General features: G+C 45.8%; 19 protein-coding genes and 1 pseudogene. 7 read left to right on the top strand and 13 right to left on the bottom strand.

The genetic code is table 11. From position 1 onward, the window contains the following. Positions 1 to 13: 13 nt before the first annotated feature. Complete coding sequence (locus tag SPEA_RS19115; protein ID WP_012156829.1) at positions 14 to 1,183, bottom strand: MFS transporter; 1,170 nt, start codon at positions 1,181 to 1,183, stop codon at positions 14 to 16. Between the two features lie 607 nt (positions 1,184 to 1,790). Further along, positions 1,791 to 2,828, bottom strand: a complete 1,038-nt coding sequence (locus SPEA_RS19110) for a class I SAM-dependent rRNA methyltransferase (RefSeq protein ID WP_041411098.1) — start codon at positions 2,826 to 2,828, stop codon at positions 1,791 to 1,793. A gap of 216 nt (positions 2,829 to 3,044) precedes the next feature. Between SPEA_RS19110 and SPEA_RS19105 the strand changes: the two genes are divergently transcribed. Then, positions 3,045 to 3,620 (top strand): esterase/lipase family protein, encoded by a 576-nt coding sequence (locus tag SPEA_RS19105; protein ID WP_012156827.1) that lies wholly within the window; start codon positions 3,045 to 3,047, stop codon positions 3,618 to 3,620. A 25-nt stretch (positions 3,621 to 3,645) separates the two neighbouring features. Here SPEA_RS19105 and SPEA_RS19100 read toward each other — a convergent pair whose 3' ends face one another. Both SPEA_RS19100 and SPEA_RS19095 read right to left on the bottom strand, forming a co-directional pair. Beyond that, entirely contained in the window at positions 3,646 to 4,995 is a 1,350-nt protein-coding gene (locus SPEA_RS19100; protein ID WP_012156826.1) for a sensor histidine kinase, read from the bottom strand. 2 nt (positions 4,996 to 4,997) lie between these two features. Beyond that, a complete protein-coding gene (locus SPEA_RS19095) occupies positions 4,998 to 5,678 on the bottom strand; it encodes a response regulator transcription factor (protein ID WP_041411634.1) in 681 nt (226 codons plus the stop codon). 129 nt (positions 5,679 to 5,807) lie between these two features. On the opposite strand from SPEA_RS19095, the gene SPEA_RS19090 reads away from it, so the two are divergent. The 4 genes from SPEA_RS19090 to SPEA_RS19075 all read left to right on the top strand — a co-directional run bounded on the left by SPEA_RS19090 (position 5,808) and on the right by SPEA_RS19075 (position 10,367). Then, positions 5,808 to 6,845: a glycosyltransferase family 2 protein gene (locus SPEA_RS19090; RefSeq protein WP_012156824.1), complete on the top strand. Its 1,038-nt coding sequence runs from the start codon at positions 5,808 to 5,810 to the stop codon at positions 6,843 to 6,845. Next, entirely contained in the window at positions 6,845 to 8,284 is a 1,440-nt protein-coding gene (locus tag SPEA_RS19085; RefSeq protein ID WP_012156823.1) for an ArnT family glycosyltransferase, read from the top strand. The genes SPEA_RS19090 and SPEA_RS19085 overlap by 1 nt, the downstream gene beginning before the upstream one ends. Next, entirely contained in the window at positions 8,269 to 8,721 is a 453-nt protein-coding gene (locus SPEA_RS19080; protein ID WP_150102251.1) for a GtrA family protein, read from the top strand. The genes SPEA_RS19085 and SPEA_RS19080 overlap by 16 nt, the downstream gene beginning before the upstream one ends. 110 nt (positions 8,722 to 8,831) lie before the next feature. After that, positions 8,832 to 10,367 (top strand): FG-GAP repeat domain-containing protein, encoded by a 1,536-nt coding sequence (locus SPEA_RS19075; RefSeq protein ID WP_012156821.1) that lies wholly within the window; start codon positions 8,832 to 8,834, stop codon positions 10,365 to 10,367. 199 nt (positions 10,368 to 10,566) lie between these two features. Here SPEA_RS19075 and SPEA_RS19070 read toward each other — a convergent pair whose 3' ends face one another. Continuing rightward, the gene (locus tag SPEA_RS19070) at positions 10,567 to 10,782 is read right to left on the bottom strand and encodes a hypothetical protein (RefSeq protein ID WP_041411096.1); all 216 of its coding nucleotides are present in this window, start codon (positions 10,780 to 10,782) and stop codon (positions 10,567 to 10,569) included. A gap of 452 nt (positions 10,783 to 11,234) precedes the next feature. Between SPEA_RS19070 and SPEA_RS19065 the strand changes: the two genes are divergently transcribed. Beyond that, the gene (locus SPEA_RS19065) at positions 11,235 to 11,909 is read left to right on the top strand and encodes a YiaD family glycine zipper/OmpA-like lipoprotein (RefSeq protein ID WP_012156819.1); all 675 of its coding nucleotides are present in this window, start codon (positions 11,235 to 11,237) and stop codon (positions 11,907 to 11,909) included. A 272-nt stretch (positions 11,910 to 12,181) separates the two neighbouring features. After that, positions 12,182 to 12,976 (top strand): molybdate ABC transporter substrate-binding protein, encoded by a 795-nt coding sequence (locus SPEA_RS19060; RefSeq protein WP_041411095.1) that lies wholly within the window; start codon positions 12,182 to 12,184, stop codon positions 12,974 to 12,976. Positions 12,977 to 13,044: 68 nt separating this feature from the next. Here SPEA_RS19060 and mgtE read toward each other — a convergent pair whose 3' ends face one another. From mgtE to lptA, 8 genes and pseudogenes are all read right to left on the bottom strand, one after another. Beyond that, entirely contained in the window at positions 13,045 to 14,409 is a 1,365-nt protein-coding gene (gene mgtE / locus SPEA_RS19055) for a magnesium transporter (protein ID WP_012156817.1), read from the bottom strand. A gap of 96 nt (positions 14,410 to 14,505) precedes the next feature. Beyond that, entirely contained in the window at positions 14,506 to 14,781 is a 276-nt protein-coding gene (locus SPEA_RS19050) for an HPr family phosphocarrier protein (protein ID WP_012156816.1), read from the bottom strand. Then, positions 14,768 to 15,635: pseudogene (gene rapZ, locus SPEA_RS19045) on the bottom strand (RNase adapter RapZ). Before rapZ ends, SPEA_RS19050 begins: the two are co-directional and overlap by 14 nt. 207 nt (positions 15,636 to 15,842) lie before the next feature. Then, positions 15,843 to 16,286, bottom strand: a complete 444-nt coding sequence (gene ptsN / locus SPEA_RS19040; RefSeq protein ID WP_012156815.1) for a PTS IIA-like nitrogen regulatory protein PtsN — start codon at positions 16,284 to 16,286, stop codon at positions 15,843 to 15,845. Positions 16,287 to 16,288: 2 nt separating this feature from the next. After that, positions 16,289 to 16,576, bottom strand: a complete 288-nt coding sequence (hpf, locus tag SPEA_RS19035) for a ribosome hibernation promoting factor (RefSeq protein ID WP_012156814.1) — start codon at positions 16,574 to 16,576, stop codon at positions 16,289 to 16,291. 30 nt (positions 16,577 to 16,606) lie between these two features. Further along, a complete protein-coding gene (locus tag SPEA_RS19030) occupies positions 16,607 to 18,070 on the bottom strand; it encodes an RNA polymerase factor sigma-54 (RefSeq protein WP_012156813.1) in 1,464 nt (487 codons plus the stop codon). Positions 18,071 to 18,206: 136 nt separating this feature from the next. Continuing rightward, positions 18,207 to 18,938: an LPS export ABC transporter ATP-binding protein gene (gene lptB, locus SPEA_RS19025; protein WP_012156812.1), complete on the bottom strand. Its 732-nt coding sequence runs from the start codon at positions 18,936 to 18,938 to the stop codon at positions 18,207 to 18,209. Further along, positions 18,935 to 19,474: a lipopolysaccharide transport periplasmic protein LptA gene (lptA, locus tag SPEA_RS19020; protein ID WP_012156811.1), complete on the bottom strand. Its 540-nt coding sequence runs from the start codon at positions 19,472 to 19,474 to the stop codon at positions 18,935 to 18,937. The genes lptB and lptA overlap by 4 nt, the downstream gene beginning before the upstream one ends. Between the last annotated feature and the right edge of the window lie 47 nt (positions 19,475 to 19,521).

Below are 19,521 nucleotides of genomic sequence, written 5' to 3'. Positions count from 1 at the left end.
TAGTTAGTGGCTGTTAGCCAATCGCAGGCGTGTGGCCACTGCGGGTATTTTGCAGGCTTTTAATTAGCATATAAATTGACGTAGTCGTTAACACTACGGCTAAGTAAGTGATCAACGAGTGCGCCGAAGTACTGCTGTGCTCTGCAATCACAGGGCCAAATACTGAGCCGACACTATAGCTAAGTAGCATTAGTTCGGTTGCGGCAACTATCTTCTCTAATGCCATCGTCTCACAGGCGAGGGTAATCGCAATAGGGTAAAGGGCAAAGCAACTTGCGCCTAGTAAGAAGTAGCAAGTGGTAACAAAAGACACTGAGGTGCCATCGGCAATCCCTACGATACCAATAGTGCCGAGTAAGCAAAATAGCGCCATCAATAAGCTTTTGCTAATTCGAGTCGATAAATAGCTCACTAAAGGCTGCACTAACATGCCGCCTAGAATAATGATTGCCATTAAAAATGCAGTACGCTCGTTACTGGCAAACTGGCCATTAATATAGCTTGGCATTAGGCCATAAATCGGGCCTAACAGCATGCCTGACACTAAACAGCCAATAACCGCAGGCAGGCTAATTTTCTTAACTTCACGCAAGCTTATTTTCTGATGTTCCATACTCTCTGGCTGACCCTTTTTAACTAAAAGAGGGGGCAAGATTGCTAACATTAATAAGCCGATAACCCAGTAAAAAGGGGTGTTGCCATTGACGCCTAAGGGGCCAATCGCCAGCTGGCCTAGTGCACTGCCGCCGTAAAGTGAGGTCATGTATAAGCCTAAACGCTTAGCTCTTTGCTTAGCGCTATCGGCCATGAGTAACCATGATTCAACCACAACAAATACGCCAGCTACGGCAAAGCCTGCAATAAAGCGGGCAATTAACCACACAGTTGCCGTAGGGATGACAAGCATGGCAACAATCGTCAGAGTTAGCATGGCTAAGAACAAGATTAAAGAAAATCGATGGCCAACTTTAGCCACGATATTTTGAATACAAGTTGTGCCAACTAAAATACCTAAATAGAAGATGCTCGCTAACCATGCGACCAATGAGCTATCCATGCCAAATGATGCCAATGACAGTGGAATTAGACTCATTAAGAAGCCAGATGCAATTGCGAAAAATGATAAACCAGCAACAGGTACGAACGTACTGTTTTTATATGGTTTGTAGGCAGAATTTTCCACCTCTATCTCCTATAGAATGATACTTTTTAAGGTTTGAATGTTGGTTTGAGGATGCGGATTTTATGCTTTTAATATGGAAAGTAAAGTTTAATTTATATACGGAGAATTAAAAAACTAATTTTTAGAGTATTTTATTTTTATATGGCTGATTTTTATGTTTTTTAATTTTATTAGCTTATGCTTAACTTGGGAGGCGTTTTGCGTTAAGAAGTGAGTATTTATACTGGCCTAGTTAGGGCTTGAATATTGGCGATTTGCTAGTGAGTAAACGGTTGTTTATACGGTGTTGAGGGCTGGCTGGCTGATAGGTGGTTAAAAAGGAGGGTTTAAAGCCCACCTTTTTAACCGTGTAGTGTTTTTTATCGTACTGATTTAAATCTATTCGTCTTTATATTTTGCAATTAACTCAGCTGCAGAGCCACGATTTTTAGTGGAATAAATAGCTATCATCAACAGAAGTTGTCATCAATGAGTCGCTATCTTCTATCTGGTAATCGAACGGGGTTAACTAAGCTGCAGCGCCACGATTTTCAGTGGAATGGATAGCTATCATCAACAGAGGTTGTCATCAATGAGTCGCTATCTTCTATCAGGTAATCGAACGGGGTTAACTCAGTTGCAGTGCTACGATTTTCAGTGGATGGTTACCATCAAATGAAGGAAAATCTGCGTGGCAATCTAACCAAGTGTGGCCAGTGACTTTACGGCCTTGCTTTTCAACGCAGCGGACTAAGCTTGCAAACCATTCATCGCGATCAACTTTTGCTACGTTATTACAGCACACGATAGTGCCACCAGCTTTAGTGGTGAGTAGCGCAGGCTTGAACAAGCCCTGATAGTCATTCACTAGGTCGACAATGCCAAATGGGCTCTTGGCGTATCTAGGAGGGTCGAGAAAAACTAGGTCAAACTGAGTCGCACTCAGTTTTGGATAGGCTGGCAGTTTTTGATTGCGACGTCCGCCAACTTTGAGTCCGGCAAGTTGTCTTAAGGCAGGGAAAGCGTCACTTTGAATAAACTCACACACATCTTCAGCTTGGTTTAGTGCGGCATTTTTACGTCCAGCAGCCAGAGCGAACGAGGAAAAGTCGACGTTAACCACGCGTGTCGCACCGCCAACGGCCGCAGCGGTGCCAATACCGCAGGTATAGGAGAATAGGTTTAATACACTCTTGCCTTGGCTATTTGCTGCTACGTATTCTCGACCGATACGCATATCGAGAAATAGTAGAGGATCTTGGCCTTCATGACGCAGCTTACTGGTAAATTGGATGCCGTTTTCTTGCATCTGCTGCTCGCTCTCGGCAAAGGCTTGTCGCTCCTCTGATAATCGGTTTAACACTCGAGAGTTTTTATCTGAACGATCGTTATAGATCACGGCGAGTTCGGCGAGTTGAGTCAGCTGCTCGGTCACCTCAGTTAACTCATCATCAGTTAGTGACTGATGGAAGCTTTGAATGAGCCATGCGTTGCCGTAGCGATCAATATTGAGTCCATTACAGCCCTCAACGGTACCGTGAAATAGTCGGTAACAGTCCGTTTGCTGCGCAGTAGCCTGTTGTAAGAAATCTGCACGCTTGGCTATGGCTTGGGCCAATGCTTGAGGAAGAGATAAAGCAGCTGGGTCCGATGTAGTGATCGACATAAATATTGGGCTCATTTGAAATACTGTCAGAGGTGACGGCGCTAATGATAGCAAAATTGCACAAATAAATACCCTCAATCTTGATGATAAGGCGATGAGAATAGGGCTAGGGGAGTTCTGCACATGGGCTGATATGATTTGACTCTAGGGGGAAATTGGCGCACAAATAAACACTGAAAGTGTACGCTGTAATAGCGTCTTGTCAGGAGCAAACCGATGAAAGTGGTGTTAGTGCATGGTATTTTTAATACCGGGCATGTGATGCGCTTGCTTCAAAAGCGATTACAGCAAGCCGGTCACCAATGCTTTTCGCCCACGATAAGCCCATTTGATGGTCGCCATGGCATCGAGCATGCGGCAAAAGAGTTGAGCCAACAAATTGATGCTGTGTACGGTGTCGACGCTAACATAGTGCTGGTGGGGTTTAGCATGGGAGGCATTGTTGGGCGCTATTACTTACAGCAACTTGGTGGGGCGCGGCGTGTGAGCCAGTTTTTCAGCCTATCGACTCCCCATAACGGCAGTTACTTAGCTTATCTACCTTATCCGTCAAAAGGCATTAAACAACTCAGGCCTAAGAGTGCCTTGCTTGCAGAGCTTGCGAGATCGGAAGCGGTTTTAGAAGGGGTAAAGCTTTACTCTTATTGGACGCCTATCGATTTTACGATTGTTCCCAGTTCCAGCTCTTTTTGGCGAGTCGCCAACAATAAACGTTTTATCATTATTTTGCATCTGTCGGTGATTTTCAGTCGACGCATTGCTAAGGCCATCAATAATGAGATTGAGGGCTGACTAACGGGGAGTACCTTAGGCGTGTTTAATTGTTTTCGGTTACAGGTAAAGTGAGTCGAGCACAACACCCCTTAGGGGCGATCTCAATAAGGCTAAATTGCCATTGATAACGCTGACATAGGCTATCGACAATCAGCAGTCCAAGGCCGTGACCCTCTTCATTCCTGTTTTCCGACGAGCTAAGCCCACGCCCCATATCGATAATCTCTATCTGTTCTTTATCTATGCGGATGGCTATTTCGCCCGAGTCACTGGCATTGATTGCATTGCTAATGACATTGCTGAGCAGCATCCTGAGTACGGCGGGACTCGGTTTAATTAGCGGCGCTTGTTTGAAGTCTAGGATAATGTGGATATTTTTAGCATTAGCTAACAGCAATAATGGTGCGATTATCTGTTCGATTTCTTTGAGTTCTAGGGCTCTATAGTCATTATTTTCTGTGCCTTTTTCCTGTTTAACTATGCTCAGCAATGCATCGACGGTATGTTGCATCTCAAAGGCGGCACGCTGGATCCTATCTCGCTGGCGAGCCTGAAACTCAGGGGCATTATTGTGCTCTTGCAGTTTAGCTGCTCCACTAATGACGGTAATGGGGGTGCGCAGCTCGTGGCTGGCATAGCGAGCAAAGGCCTGCTCTTGCTTTATCATCTGCTCATTTTGTTGGCGATAATCATTGAGGCTATTGGCAAGCTCACTAAATTCGGCGGCTGACTGTGGCGGTACATTAAAGGTCTTGTGCATCTCGGGCGATTGTAACTGTTTGCTGAGTTGCTCCACAGGTTCGACTAATCTGCGGCTTAGCTTATGAATGGCGAAGCCAAAAAGCAGGAATAGCATTCCGATGAAGCCGAGAACGAATAGGTTTATCGATCGCCATTCACTATCGCTTAGCTCCACGTTCTCTGATGGCATGATAAGGTAGAGAGGCTGCATGGTGCCGTTGAGTTCAAATTCGCTGCGATAGAGGAATAACTCATTGTTGACACCAAGGGTATCGTTAACTAACAAGTTAAAGTTGAAGATCTCGTGCAGTAGCCCACTCTCACCACGATCGACAACTTCTCCTGAAAACCCGTTTGGAAATTGGCTTAAGTCACCATACTGTTCTGGAATGAGCTCTGCTGAATAGTAGGCCTCAACATGCAGACCTATCTGTAATGGCTGTTTTGCACCTTGCTGAAATAGACTAATGGCAAAGGGAGCGCTGGACTCGAGTTCATGTTGGTTGACCTCATCTTCAATCCACTGCATTAGACTTAGCATAGAGATATAGAGAGTCAGACCTATCATTAAGGCAATACTGCTGAAATAGATCAGCAGCTTTTGCGGTAATTTAGATGCCGATGGCACACGGTTGAGTAAGCGCTTTAGCAAATCTATTCTCCCAGCTGTAGCCTAAAGCCAATTTTAGGTACTGTGGCAAGCATTGGCTGCTTAAAGGGTTTATCGAGCTGATTGCGAAGCTGGTACATATGACTGCGTAAAATATCGCTACTCGGCGGTGTTTGTCCCCAGATTTCTTCAATGATTTGCTCGCGTTTAACGATGTTGGGGGCGCTCTTTATCAGCAGCAACAAGATCTGGTAAGTGATGGGGGTGAGCGCAAGCTGCATATTGTGTCTTGATGCTTGGTGTTTAGCGATATTGATTTCGATATCGCCAAACTTGAGCACCCCTTGGGCCACTTGGCCACGGTGACGCTTTATCAAAGCTTGCACTCGGGCATCAACAACATCGAGATCGAAAGGCTTACCTAGGTAATCATCGGCGCCACAATCAAAGCCTGTAAGCAGGTCGCTTTTATTATCTAATGCCGTGAGCATTAAGATAGGCGTGCTACATCCTAAAGATCGCAGAGCCTTACACAGACTTAGACCATCGAGTTTAGGCAGCATTAGATCGAGTATGATCGCGTCGAAATCAAAAGCTTGCGCTAGAGAAAGTCCGAGTTCACCGTTATCGGCAAAGTCGAGTTCCATCCCCTTAGCTTCAAAGAAATCGCCAAGGATCCCCGCCACATCGCTGTTATCTTCAATAATCAGTAGTTTAATTGTCATTGTATATAGGCCGTTACCCATTGTGCTGGTTAGATATTACCACTTTTTATGTGGAAAAAATGTCAATGACATTTTGTTCACCTCCACTTAGGCATGCTAGCGGAAAAATAAGCCATTGCAGGATAAAACATGTCGTACTCCTCACCCGATCAAACCAATTCTCATAGCGAAATCTGCCTGTCTGTCGTCGTGCCCTTATTTAATGAATCTAAAATGATAAAGCCGTTAATTGAACGCTTAACTGCGGTGCTTTCAAGGCTTGATGATAGTAGCGAAATCGTGTTTGTCGATGACGGTAGCAGTGATGACTCTTGGTCACAGGTGAGTCAATTGCCGCTAGTAGACAATGAATACCAGTGTATCAAGTTAAGCCGTAACTTTGGTAAAGAAGCGGCGATGTCAGCTGGGATCGAACATGCCAGAGGTTTGGTGGTGATCATGCTGGATGCGGATCTGCAAGATCCACCTGAATTGCTCCCTGAGATGTTGGCGCAGTGGCGAGCGGGATACGATATCGTCAATATGAAGCGCAGAAAGCGCTTGGGAGAGACTTGGTTTAAGCGTTTCTCTGCGGGTTGTTTTTATAAGCTGATGAATTGGGTTTCAGATTCGCCGGTGCCAGAAAATGTTGGCGATTTTCGTCTGATGAGCCGTCAGGTTATCGATAGTATTAAGGCGCTTCCTGAGCGCAACCGCTTTATGAAGGGACTGTTTAGCTGGCCCGGTTTTTCGCAGAAAACCTTAGAGTTTGACCGAGACCCACGTTTTATTGGGGAAACCAAGTGGAATTACGGCAAGTTGTTCGGTCTTGCAATGGATGGCATCACCTCTTTTAGCTTTAAACCTTTGAGATTGGCGACCTGGTGTGGGGTATTAACGGCCTTATGCGCCTTTGGCTATGGTGGTTGGATAGTGGTTCAGACCTTGATATTTGGCGGCAGTGTTGCGGGCTACCCGTCACTGATGGTGGTGCAGTTGGCGCTTGCGGGGATCCAGCTTTTAGCTCTTGGCCTCATTGGTGAGTATTTAGGGCGAGTGTTTGTCGAGGTGAAACAAAGGCCTCTGTACTTAATTGAAGAGGTCGCCTATCGACACTCATTAGCTCAAGTACAAGCCAGAAATAGCGATATAAAACAGGACAACGTAAGTTACTTGGGGGCTAAATAATGTTGAGTATGCGCGATAGTCAAAAGGGGTTAGCGGTACTCTTGATTGTGGTTCTCACTCGGTTATTACTATTGCCTTGGTATCCACTTATGGACACCACCGAGGCGCGATACGGCGAGATGGCGCGCCTGATGGTAGAGACGGGAAATTGGGTCACGCCACTGTTTGATTACAATGTCCCGTTTTGGGGCAAGCCTCCCCTGCATACTTGGATGAGTGCGAGCTCTTTAGCTGTATTGGGGAGCAATGAGTTTGCCGTGCGCTTGCCTCACTGGCTGGCAGCGATGTTTACCCTCGCGGTTGTGGGTTACTTTGCTAAGGGTCTACGTTTACCTGTGATGTCGGTGTTAATCATCTTAGCCTCTACAGTGGTGTTTACTATCAGTGCTGGCGCGGTAATGACAGATATGGCGCTGACACTTGGGATGACGCTGGCAATGGTGGGTTTTTATCTTTGCTGGCAAGGTGACAAGCTCTGGGGTTATATCGGCTTTGCCGGACTGGCGATAGGCCTGCTGGCTAAAGGCCCTGTGGCATTAGTCTTGTTCGCCATAGGCACTGGGCTGTGGTTGATGTGGAACTATGGCTTGCAAAAGATGTGGCGGCTTTTATGGCTGCGTACGCCCCTGCTGACGGGGACGTTACTGATGCTAGCGATTACACTGCCTTGGTATGTGATGGCGGAGCGGGCGACCCCGGGTTTTTTAAATTACTTTATTGTGGGTGAGCATTGGTCTCGCTTCGTTGATAGTGGCTGGCAAGGGGATCTCTATGGCTCGGCACATGACGAGATAAGAGGCAGTATCTGGCTGTATTTTATTGGCGCAGCGATGCCTTGGTCACTGTTTCTGCCTAGAGCGATTTACAAGTTAGTTAAGCAGTCTAAAAGCGCGGCGACAGCGGTTGAGGCTGGGGTAGGTAAAGAGACAGGGACAGAAACGGGGTCAGAGACTGGGGAAGGTCTAGCTAGCTATCTTTTTTGCTGGATGATTGCCCCTATGCTGCTGTTTACGCTAGCGGGGAATATTCTTCCTGCCTATGTTCTACCGGGGATCCCAGGTTTAGCCTTACTGCTGGGGTTAGCCTGGAGGAGTAGTCGCTTACCTGGGCTAAATGCTATCGCCTTATGCATACCTGTGCTGCTATTGGTTACAGTTGTTGTACTGAACTTAGGTACGGCGAAAGATAAGAGTGAGCGCTGGTTATTGTCACAGCGCAGTGAAGCCTTACCGACCTATTACTGGCAGAAGCAACCGTTTTCGGCGCGTTTCTATAGCGCAGGCCAAGCTGACAAGGTAGATAGTTTGCAGGAGGTGGACTCAATAAGTGATTTTTACTTAGTGGCCGATAATCGCAAACTAGATCTGCCGCAGTTTTCTCGCTGTGTTGAGGTGGCGCGCAATAAGTATCGAGGGCTACTGCTTTGTCGTCGAAATTAACTACAGTCCCAGTGCCTGAACTAGAGACGTTATGGTTAAAGCATGGCCAAGGCATTCGCTTTCTGCTGGTGGGGAGCGCGGTTTTCATGTTCGATGCTGCGCTGTTCTATGGTTTGCTCAGTGTTTTTGAACAGCCCTTGATGCTCGCTCGCTGCAGTGCCTTTGCTTGTGTCGTTATTGTTTCTTGGGCAGCTAATCGCAGTTGGACCTTTGTCGAGCGTAAACAAGTTTCAAAACCTCAGCAGTTGCTGATGTCTGCAGCGGTTTCAAGTTTAGCGGCAGTGGTGAATTTAACGGTTTTCTATCTATGCTCTACGGTGTTAAGTAATAGCCCGCTATCTGGCTTGCTTAGTTTTAGCCTAGGCATATTGGCAGGGCTTATCATTAATTGGTTCGGGGCTAACCGCTGGACCTTTAAGGCCGTTGCCGTTGAATAATTATCATAATAGCCAAGCTTATGTTACAAACTGTTAACGAGTGGTTTTACTCTTGCTCGAAAACCGCTAGTTTCATACTCTAGAGTAATAATGCAGAGGTAATGGCTAGGATGATTTTTTCGAATATGAGATCGATTTTAAATGGAGGCGGCGCTGCCTTGTTGCTCTGTTCTACATTGCCATTATCGGCTTTGGCGGCCTCGGGGGCGACATTAAGTTTTACCGAGTCGGCTATCGATGCACCTTTTGAGCTGACTCACCCGATCATTGCTGCTGACCTGTTACCTGAGCCGGGAAAAGAGCTGGTGATATTGGGTGTAGATGGCTTAAGTCATCGTTGGATGGCTATTTACGCATTTGAAAAGGGGCAATATCAACTTGCAATGAAGCGAGAGCTTCCTCAAGAGTTACACAGTTTCGATATAACAGAGTCTACAGCGGGTGAACTGCAGCAATTGTATTTCCTATCTCAAGACGAGCTCAAGCTCTTAGTTAGCAAGGAAAATAGCTCTGAGCTGTATATTGAAACAGTGGCCAAGATTAATTCGTTATCTTTTAAAGACCGGCCCGACTTTATCAGCCGCGGTGATTTTATTCAGGATCTTAATGGCGATCTACGTGATGACATCTTGATCCATGATTTCAATCAGGTGCACCTATTCTTAGCGGGTGAACAAGGCTTTGGGCGTCAAACTCTACCGATTAAGCCACAATCTCGATTATTTGATGATGGCGCTACATATACCCAATCTAAACTCTATGTCTCTGACATCAATTTAGATGGCTTGGTGGATATCGTTAAGATAGGTGAGGGCGAGTTAGAGGTCTATAAGCAGACGCAAGCTAGAGGCTTCGATCCTATTGCCGAGTTTATCTCTGTGCGCCAACCTATTAGTGGTGTCGATTGGTGGAATAAACGCGACGCCTTTGGTGAGCAATTAGATCAAAGCGAGCTTGTTTATCGTAAGGTAGAGCAGCTTAAAGATCTCAACGCCGATGGTGTTACCGATATGGTGATCCGCTATACCAAAAGTAGCGGCGTATTCGATAGGGTAAACGATTATGAGATCTATCTCGGTGAAAACAACAAGGGGGTGTTGGTTTTCCCTAAAGAAGCTAGCAGTGTGATCAGGGCCGAAGGCACCTTAACTGGACTGGAGTTTGTCGATATCGACAGTGACGATAAAGATGAGGTGATGGTCGCAGGCTTTGATATCGGTGTGTCACAGATTATTGGTGCGTTGCTTTCGGGCAGTATCGACCAAGATGTGCATCTATTTAAGATGGACTCTACAGGCCGTTTTAGCGACGACTCCAACGTGACAAAAGAGGTGGAGCTTAACTTTAGCTTTAGCTCGGGACAAGCTGGCAGCCCTGTGGTCAAGCTTGCGGATCTAAATGGTGATGGGCTAAAAGATCTGTTGCTGTCAGAGGATGAGTCGACCTTGAAAGTCTATTTAGGTAAGCGTGGTGATGGGTTGTTTAGTCGTGATGCACAAGAGCATGAGCTGAAACTACCTATCGAAGGGGGCATGTTAAAGGCGGAGGATCTAAATGGTGATGGCAGAGAAGATCTGCTGATCAAGTATGGTCGCCAAGATGATAAAAAGCTCTCTAAGCAGTTCAGGGTGTTATTAGCCAGTTAGCCAATACTGTCCCTGTATCGATAACTATAAAGCGACTCTAATCGGGTCGCTTTTTTATTGCAGCACGTGATGGGGTGCAGAGGCGAAATTCACATTAAGCGTATTTTATTTGTATAGAGTTAGCGCATTAATTTTTTGATTTCGTTAAGGCGAAAATAGTGTTTTCCGCCTCTGCTTAACAGGGTACAGCCTGTTAAATCTAGCGACGACTAAGCAGCTGTTTAATGCGTAAGCTCAGTTGTTTAGTCTGTTTTAGAATAGGAAGTGAGCCTCTATTGCTTCTCTGCTCACTCTCTTGAACAATCTGATAAACGGTTTTAGTCGACAGGCCATAATCTTTGGCTACGTCAGATAATAGACGGCCGTTATTTTTGACTTCGTTAATAACTTTAAGGTTAAGGTTCATAGCTTCCATCGGCATTCTCTTTATAAACTCTATGGCTAGACATCAGTGGTTTGTACGTCTTTGAGCGTGGTGACGGAGTTCCCTTGGCAAGGCGTTAAAACTTGGCCCTGTCGTGACTCTCTGAGCATTGTTATTAATTATTTTTATCGTCAGTGAGTACTCCATAATGAGTATGCTTAAGCTGTGCCAACTTGTTCCCACACGTTAAATCATTATATTTCAGATGGTTAAAACTTGTGGTGCCAATTTGAGGCAAAACCTCTTAATAACTTCGCCCTAAAGTGGTGCATCATGCACGATTGTGGTGCGCTGACGGTGCGTATCAATGCTCTCGCAGTGCTTATTTTTAAACCACTTAGTAGCTTGACCATTGTCTAATTCACTGTGGTTTATATACTGCTAAAAAAATACAACTTATTAGTCGCTTTTGTGACAGGCAAAAGCAGTTAGGAGCGGTACATATGAGCGTTAAACCTAGTTCTATTCTTGCTGGTGGCCTTATCGCCGCCATGTTGGTGTCTGGTTGCCAGACAACCAATCCTTATACCAACGAATCTCAAAATGGCAAAGCGACTAACGGTGCCTTGATTGGAGCAATCGCTGGCGCGGCGATTGGCGTTGCGTCATCGAGTAAAAGTGACCGCGCTAAAGGCGCCTTGATCGGTGCTGCATCTGGTGCGGCATTAGGTGGTGGTATTGGCTATTACATGGACGTGCAGGAAGCCGAGCTTCGTAAGCAGCTGCAATCATCAGGTGTGAGTGTGACTCGCAGTGGCGACAATATTATTTTGAACATGCCAAATGATGTGACTTTTGGTGTGGATCAAACCGACCTGAGTCAGCGTGCTAAGCAAGTGTTAAACAGTGTGGTACTGGTAGCGCTTGAATATGATGAGACTAAGCTAAACGTGATGGGTCATACCGATAGCTCAGGTGCGGAATCGTATAACCTAAGGCTGTCGCAAGTACGTGCCAGTGAAGTGGCAAACTACCTAACCCGCCAGAAGGTACCAGCTCAGCGTGTGGCTTCTCATGGTATGGGCGAGTCCAAGCCGATCGCCTCCAATGAAACCAAGCAGGGCCGAGCCGAAAATCGTCGTGTAGAGATTATCTTAAGCCCAATGCCAAACGCTTAACTGTTTAACTTGCGTGAGTAATGAAAGCCACCTTCTACATAAGGTGGCTTTTTATTTTCAGCTCTAAATACGCGACTGCAGGTAGTGATTGCTATGCTTTACGGTTGGGACTTTTTGTCTTCGCTACCCTTGGGCGGGGTGACTCAAGTCTCGGCGTTAAGCTCTTGCTCCAAGACACTCAGTCTAAGCCATTGTTATTCGACTGCAGATGTTTTCTCATTGGTTAACACTTTAATTCACCTGCGTGATAATTAATTTCAACCATGGAAAAAATGATGAAAAAATGGATCCTAGTTTCGCTTTTAAGCCTACCTTTTGTCGTTAACGCTGAGCCTATTGAGCTAAGAGCGGCTGGCAGTTTAAAAAATGCCATGAATGATATTGTTATGGCTTATCAGCAAGTGGCTCAAAAAGATGTGCATGCTGATTTTGGGCCTTCAGGTTTGCTGAGAATGCGTATCGAGGATGGTGAAAAAGTGGGAGTCTTTGCGTCGGCGAATATGAAGCACCCGCTAACGTTACAGTCTTCAGGAAAAGGTGACAATGTGGTGATGTTTGCCCGTAATCAGATGTGCGCCCTCGCACAGCCAAATGTCAATACCGACAGTGAAGGGCTACTCGCCGTTATGCTCGATCCTAATATCCGTGTGGGTACATCGACACCAAAAGCCGATCCGTCAGGAGACTATGCTTGGAAGATTTTCGCCAAAGCGGGCAAGTTACAAGCTGGTGCCCAAACAAAACTTGAGAATAAAGCACTGCAGCTCACTGGCGGTGAGAATAGCGCTAAAGCCCCTAAGGGCCGTAACACTTATGCTTGGGTGATGGAAAACAAGCGTGCAGACCTATTCTTAACTTACTGTACTAATGCGGTATTGGCGCAAAAAGAGGTGCAAGATCTGCAAATAGTACAGATGCCTGAACCATTAGCGGTTGGCGCTAACTATGGTTTGATTGTACTCGACGATGCTCAAGCCGATGCCTGGAAGTTAGCCATGTTTATTCTGTCTGAGTCAGGACAAAGCATCCTTGCAGATTACGGTTTTGATGCGCCGCTTAAGCAGTAATTATCATCATAAATTAGAGAGCAAAAAGGCCGCATTTGCGGCCTTTATTATGTCACAGTGTTCAGCGGCTAGTTCATTAAGAAAATTGTCGCCAAGCCGAGGAAGGCAAATAGACCAATAACATCGGTCACTGTAGTTAATACCATACCGCCAGCGAGTGCGGGGTCGATATTCATCTTCTTTAATATGAGTGGAATACTGGCACCAGCAAGTCCTGCAACCGTCATATTGATAAGCATGGCGCCCGCAATCAAGGCTCCTAAGGCGATATCACCTTTCCATACCCAAACAGCTGCAAAAACTAAAATGGACCACAGCAAGCCGTTAAGGAAGCCAATGGCAAGCTCCTTGCCAATCAGCCAGCGAGAGTTACTTTGGCCGATTTGACCGAGTGCAATACCACGAATAACCAGTGCTAAGGTTTGGTTACCTGCAACGCCGCCCATACTCGGTACGATAGTCATCAGAATCGCGATAGTGGCAAACTGCTCAATTGTGCCTTCGAACATATTACTGACTGACGCCGCGAGTAGCGCCGCAAATAAGTTAACGGTCAACCATAGTGAACGGCGAAAGGTACTCTTTAATACTGGACCAAAGGTGTCAGTATCGTCATCCATACCGGCCATCCCCATCATGGAATGTTCGGCATCTTCACGAATTACGTCAACCACGTCATCGATAGTAATACGACCAAGTAGCTTGTCGTTTTCATCTATAACTGGGGCTGACATCCAGTCGTGGCGCTCAAACAACTGTGCGACTTCGCTGTCTGACATGCCTACCGGGATAGCTTCGAGATCTGACATCATGATTTCACGCACTGAAGCATTAGGGTCACAGGTGAGTAAGTCTGCGATACGTACACCGCCTAATACTCTATCTTGCTTATCGACAACATAGAGCATATCGGTGGCGTCGGGCAGCTCACCACGAATTCTCAAGTAGCGCAGTATCACATCGATATTGACGTCGGGGCGCAAGGTGACGGTGTCGGTATTCATTAAACTACCGGCTGTGTCATCTGGGTATGACAGAGCTTGCTCAACACGAACTCTGTCTTGCTTAGTCATCGACTGTAAGACTTGTCTAAATACGCTGTCAGGCAGGCTACGAAGAATATAGGCTAAGTCATCGGTGTCCATATTTTCGGCCGCCTTGGCGACACGCTCAGGACTCATTTGGGTGATCAGACTATCTTTTAGCTCTTCTCCAAGCTCATCGAGAATTTCACCTGTGTGTTCTTGGTCAATTAGCTGCCATAGCACTTGACGGGTGCGAGGTGGAGAAGATTCGAGAATAAAAGCAATATCTGAAGCAGCCATGTCCTGCAACATATTGCGGACATGGACAAACATACCGCTGCCCAATGCTTTTGTTAGCTGATTGAGGCGTTGATCTGTTGTTTCGTTGTCTAAGACTTCAATCGGCATGGCTCCCTCACAGGGTAGTTTTAAAGGCGCTTATCATAACTTAAGTACTGGATATTTGTTTGCGCTAACACAGGAAATCAAACAGGAAATTACGAATTAATTATCTTCATCAAATTTAGCGTTAATCAGCTGACAAATTGCGTCGAGCGCCCCTTGGGCATCGCTTCCCGTTGCAATGAGTTGTACGGTCTTGCCCATGCCAGTTTCTAACATTAATAAGCCTAGAACACTCGTCGCTGAAGCTTGTTTTTCACCTTGAATGATGGTGATTTCGGCGTCAAATTCGGAGGCTAGAACAACCAGTTTTGTTGCTGCGCGAGCGTGAAGACCAAGTTTGTTACAGATGGTGACTTCACGCTTAATGGTTGGCATTGTTTAGCTCACGGTGGCGGGCGTTGACCTTATGTTTGCCTTTTTTGAAATGTGCCGCGAGGCGCTCGGTGATATAAACTGAGCGGTGTTGGCCACCTGTACAGCCAATCGCGATGGTGAGATAACTGCGATTATTGCGTTCTAGATCGGGCAGCCAAGTTTCGAGCAGACCTTCAATTTGCTGAATAAATTGATTGACTCGGGGGCGTTCATTTAAGAAGTCTTGCACAGGTTTATCGAGACCCGTCATCGGCCGCAATTCAGGTTCCCAGTGTGGATTTGGCAGAAAGCGCACATCAAACATAAAGTCAGCTTCCGTTGGCATACCATGCTTAAAGCCAAACGACTCAAAATTGATCATCAGTTCTTTATCAAGGTTGCCAAGTAAGATCTCACGCACCTGATCATTAAGATCGTAGATGTTTAAGCTTGAGGTATCGATATAATGATCGACAATATTGGCAAGCGGTTCAAGCAAGCGGTTCAAGCAAGCGGCCCTCTAGCTCAATCGCCTCTTTGAGCGATACATTATCGTGAGATAAAGGATGCAGGCGGCGTGTTTCGTTATAGCGTTTAAGCAGCACTTCATCGGTAGAGTTGAGGAAGAAGCTTAATAGCTCGACCCCATCCGGTAGGAAGGTAAGGTGCTTGGTCAGCTCGCTCTCTTTCTCTGGAAGGTTACGAATATCAACGCTAATGGCGACCAGCTTAGTGTTGCCTGATAGCTCTTTTAGCAGAGTACCCATCATAGGTAAAGGCAGGTTGTCGACACAATAGTAGCCGAGATCTTCGAGCATTCTTAATAGAACAGATTTGCCTGAGCCGGAGCGACCAGAGACTAAAACAAGCTTCATCTTATAACTACCTGATTGAGGTTAAACTAAATGTTTGTGGTTTGTGACGATTTTGTATAAGTGTATAGATTAACTTTTTTAAAACCGAAAGCAAGAATTTGAGCAGATGATTATAAGAAATAATATTGCTGTAATAATTACTTAGGCCTTTAAATTATCACTACCTACTTTTAGGTGGGTGATGAATCTAAAGACCTCAGTAAGAGGTTACTGGGTAATGACTTGGTATAGTTCTGACTCATTACTGGTTTTTCTCAACTGTTTGACTACCGCCTTATCGTTGAGTTTTTCAGCCATTAGAGACAGTGTTGCTAAATGCTGCTCACACTGCTCGGAAGGCACCAATAGCGCAAATAGAATGTCGACAGGTTGTTTATCGATAGCGTCGAATGCGATTGGATCTTCACACTTAACTAAAACCGCAACAGGGCGCTCTATATTTGTCAGCCTTCCGTGAGGAATCGCTATACCGTTACCTATACCCGTGCTACCCATTTTTTCTCTCGCCAAGAGACTTTCAAAAATTTCTTGTGAAGAAAGGGTAGGGTACTGGACAGCGGCAATATCACTGATTAACTCCAATACCTTTTTCTTACTGCCCGGAGTGGCACAGGTAGTGCATTCCGGCTGCAGGATGGTACTTAGTTCCATCGTTAGTGTTTAATTAGTTTCTCTTTGTGTTTAATAACCTGACGGTCGAGCTTATCGATCAGGGAGTCAATTGCGGCATACATATCCGCATGTTCCGAAGTGGCAAATACTTCCCCTTTCTTAAGGTGGATTTTGGCTTCGGCAATCTGTTGCATCTTTTGTACATTCAAAATAACGTGCACATTATTGATCTGATCGAAATGTCGTTCAAGCTTTGTGAATTTATCTTCTACATAACCGCGCAGTGAATCGGTGATTTCGACGTGGTGTCCAGTCAGGTTGATTTGCATATATCGATCCTCCAAGTGCCTAATTTTGAGTTATAAACTCTTACGTTGGTTTGAGGGGGGGATCAGCATCGCTTCTCGATATTTTGCTATCGTACGTCTAGCAACTTTAATCCCTTGTTCTGCCAAAAGTTGTGCCATCTTGCTATCGCTTAATGGCTTCTTCTGGTTTTCTGCGGCGACTAACTTCTTAATAAACGCTCTGATTGCGGTCGATGAACACTCCCCACCATCGTCGGTACCGACATGGCTTGAGAAGAAGTACTTTAGTTCAAAAATACCTCTTGGAGTGTGCATATATTTTTGGGTAGTCACCCGTGAAATGGTCGACTCGTGCATCTCAACTGCTTCGGCAATATCATTGAGTACCATAGGCTTCATGGCTTCTTCGCCATACTCAAAGAAGCCTTGCTGGAATTTAACGATACAGTTGGTTACTTTCAATAAGGTGTCATTACGACTCTCGAGACTCTTAATAAACCACTTAGCTTCCTGCAGATGACCACGAATAAATTGACCATCGGCCTGATTAGTGGTGCTACGCGCCATAGAGGCATAATGTTGGTTAACATTAATCTTAGGCATATAGTCAGGATTAAGCTCAACCACCCAGCGACCTTTTTTCTTGCACACGGAAACGTCAGGGATAACATACTCGTCTTTGCTGCGAGCAATCGCCAGCCCTGGTCTTGGATTAAGGGTCTGAATAAGTGTTATCGCATCACGTAGTTCATCTTCTTTAAGCTTGGTTTTACGCATTAACTGCCTAAAATCGCGGCCTGCAATTAAGTCTAAATAATCTTTTATCAGTAATCTGGCATTGTCGATATGCGGGGTTTCTGCAGCATATTGTGCCAGCTGGATAAGCAAGCATTCACTCAAATTACGCGCGGCGACACCAATAGGGTCAAAATGCTGGATGCGCTTTAATACCGCTTCGACTTCATCAAGCTCGGTTTCAGGATCGCCCATAGCTTCTAAAATATCGTCGCAGCTTTGGGTAAGGTAGCCACGTTCGTCAATGGCGTCGATAATCGCGGTGGCGATTGCAAGATCGTTATCTGAAAACGGTGTGAGGTTTTTCTGCCACTCTAAATGTTCATATAAGCCTTCGCTGGTTTCACCTTGGAATGGCATATCGTCTTCACGGCTAACTCCAGAGCTGGAGTTTGACGAGACGGTATAAACTTCATCCCAAGTGGTGTCCATTGGCAGATCATCTGGCATAGAGTCTTGGGTTAGGGCATCGGAGGTTTCAACGCTAGCGCTATCTTGGATGAGGTCACTATTGGCATCGTTTGATGATTGGTCTTCATTGTCGCCTAAATCACCGTCTGACTGCTCTTCATCTAATTCCAATAGCGGATTAGAGTCTAATGCTTGTTGGATCTCTTGTTGCAGCTCTAAAGAAGACAGTTGTAACAGGCGAATGGCCTGTTGTAACTGGGGAGTCATGGTGAGCTGCTGACCCATTTTGAGCTGGAGTGACGCTTTCATTTTACCGCTATTCCCTACACTGTAGTTAAACGTTAAAGCTCGCTGAACTGGCGAAGGTAGCTTGAAAACTCAACACTTTGATTTTATTTGGAAGTAAATCCATATTGAGTTTTTCAGCTTCCATACTATGAATTAACTATAGCCTGAATTGCTCACCTAAGTACACTGCTCGAACCTGTTGGTTGTCCAAGATTTCGGCAGGTGTGCCTTCGGCAATGAGGTTTCCGTGACTCACGATGTAAGCGTGTTCACAAACGTCCAAGGTTTCTCGAACATTGTGGTCAGTGATCAGTACACCTAGGCCGCGGCTTTTGAGTTGCTCAATAATCTTTTTGATATCGATAACTGAAATTGGGTCGACACCGGCAAATGGCTCATCCAATAAAATAAACTTTGGATTAGCGGCCAATGCTCGGGCAATTTCTACTCGACGTCGTTCACCGCCCGATAATGCCATGCCTTGGCTATCGCGAATGTGAGTGATGTGGAACTCTTCGAGTAAATGTTCGAGCTGCTCTTCACGTTGCTCGTTATTGATATCATGGCGGGTCTGTAACACTGCCATGATATTGTCACGCACCGAAAGCTTTCTAAAAATGCTGGCTTCTTGGGGCAGATAGCCAATCCCTTTACGAGCACGCAGGTGCATAGGATCTAGGGTGAGATCATCGTCATCGATAAAGATCTTGCCTTTATCGCTCTGTACTAGGCCGACCACCATGTAGAAGGTTGTTGTTTTGCCGGCCCCGTTAGGGCCGAGTAGGCCCACAATTTGCCCCGTTTTTACGGTGAGACTGACATCTTGTACGACGGCACGGTTTTTATAGCTTTTAGCAAGATTAGCCGCTTTTAAGGTAATTTGGGTCATTGCTGTTCCTGCTTGTTCACTGGCGTGTCAGGCTTCTCTTCCTGGTAGGTTTCAGGCTGAATAATGGTGATGACTCTGTCATCGCCCTTGCCAGTACTTTCAGCAATAAGCTGTTGTAGACTAATGTTGTACTTAATGCGGTTACCAGTGACTTGGCTGCCGTCTTGCGCTAGGGTCGCTTCACCGACTAAGGTCAATGTGCGAGTCGCAAGTTCGTAGCGGATCTCTTTCGCGCTAGCGGTCGCTGGGCGACCATCTTCCATCATTTGGGTGTAGGTGGCTGGATTACCTGTAGCCACTAGCGTTTTACCGCTCTTATCTTCTTTTGAAAATACACGTAGCTCATCGGCATTCATCTTAATAGAGCCCTGAGTCACTTCAACAGGCCCAAAAAAGATAACCTGATTATTCTTAATGTCGGCTTCTTGGCTTGCCGCTGCAATTTTCACTTCTTGCAGTAGATCATCGACTTTAGCTGTAGAGCTGAAACTTAGCAGGCAAAAAAGGCCAGCAAGGATAGATTTATTGTATTTCATAGCGTCCTTCTACTCAGCTAAAGCGATTCGCTTAGTTAGCATGAGTG

The sequence above is a fragment of the Shewanella pealeana ATCC 700345 genome, assembly GCF_000018285.1.
Lineage (GTDB): Bacteria > Pseudomonadota > Gammaproteobacteria > Enterobacterales > Shewanellaceae > Shewanella > Shewanella pealeana.
Note: the sequence above shows the minus strand (reverse complement) of the source record. Positions and strands in the feature narration are given on the sequence as shown.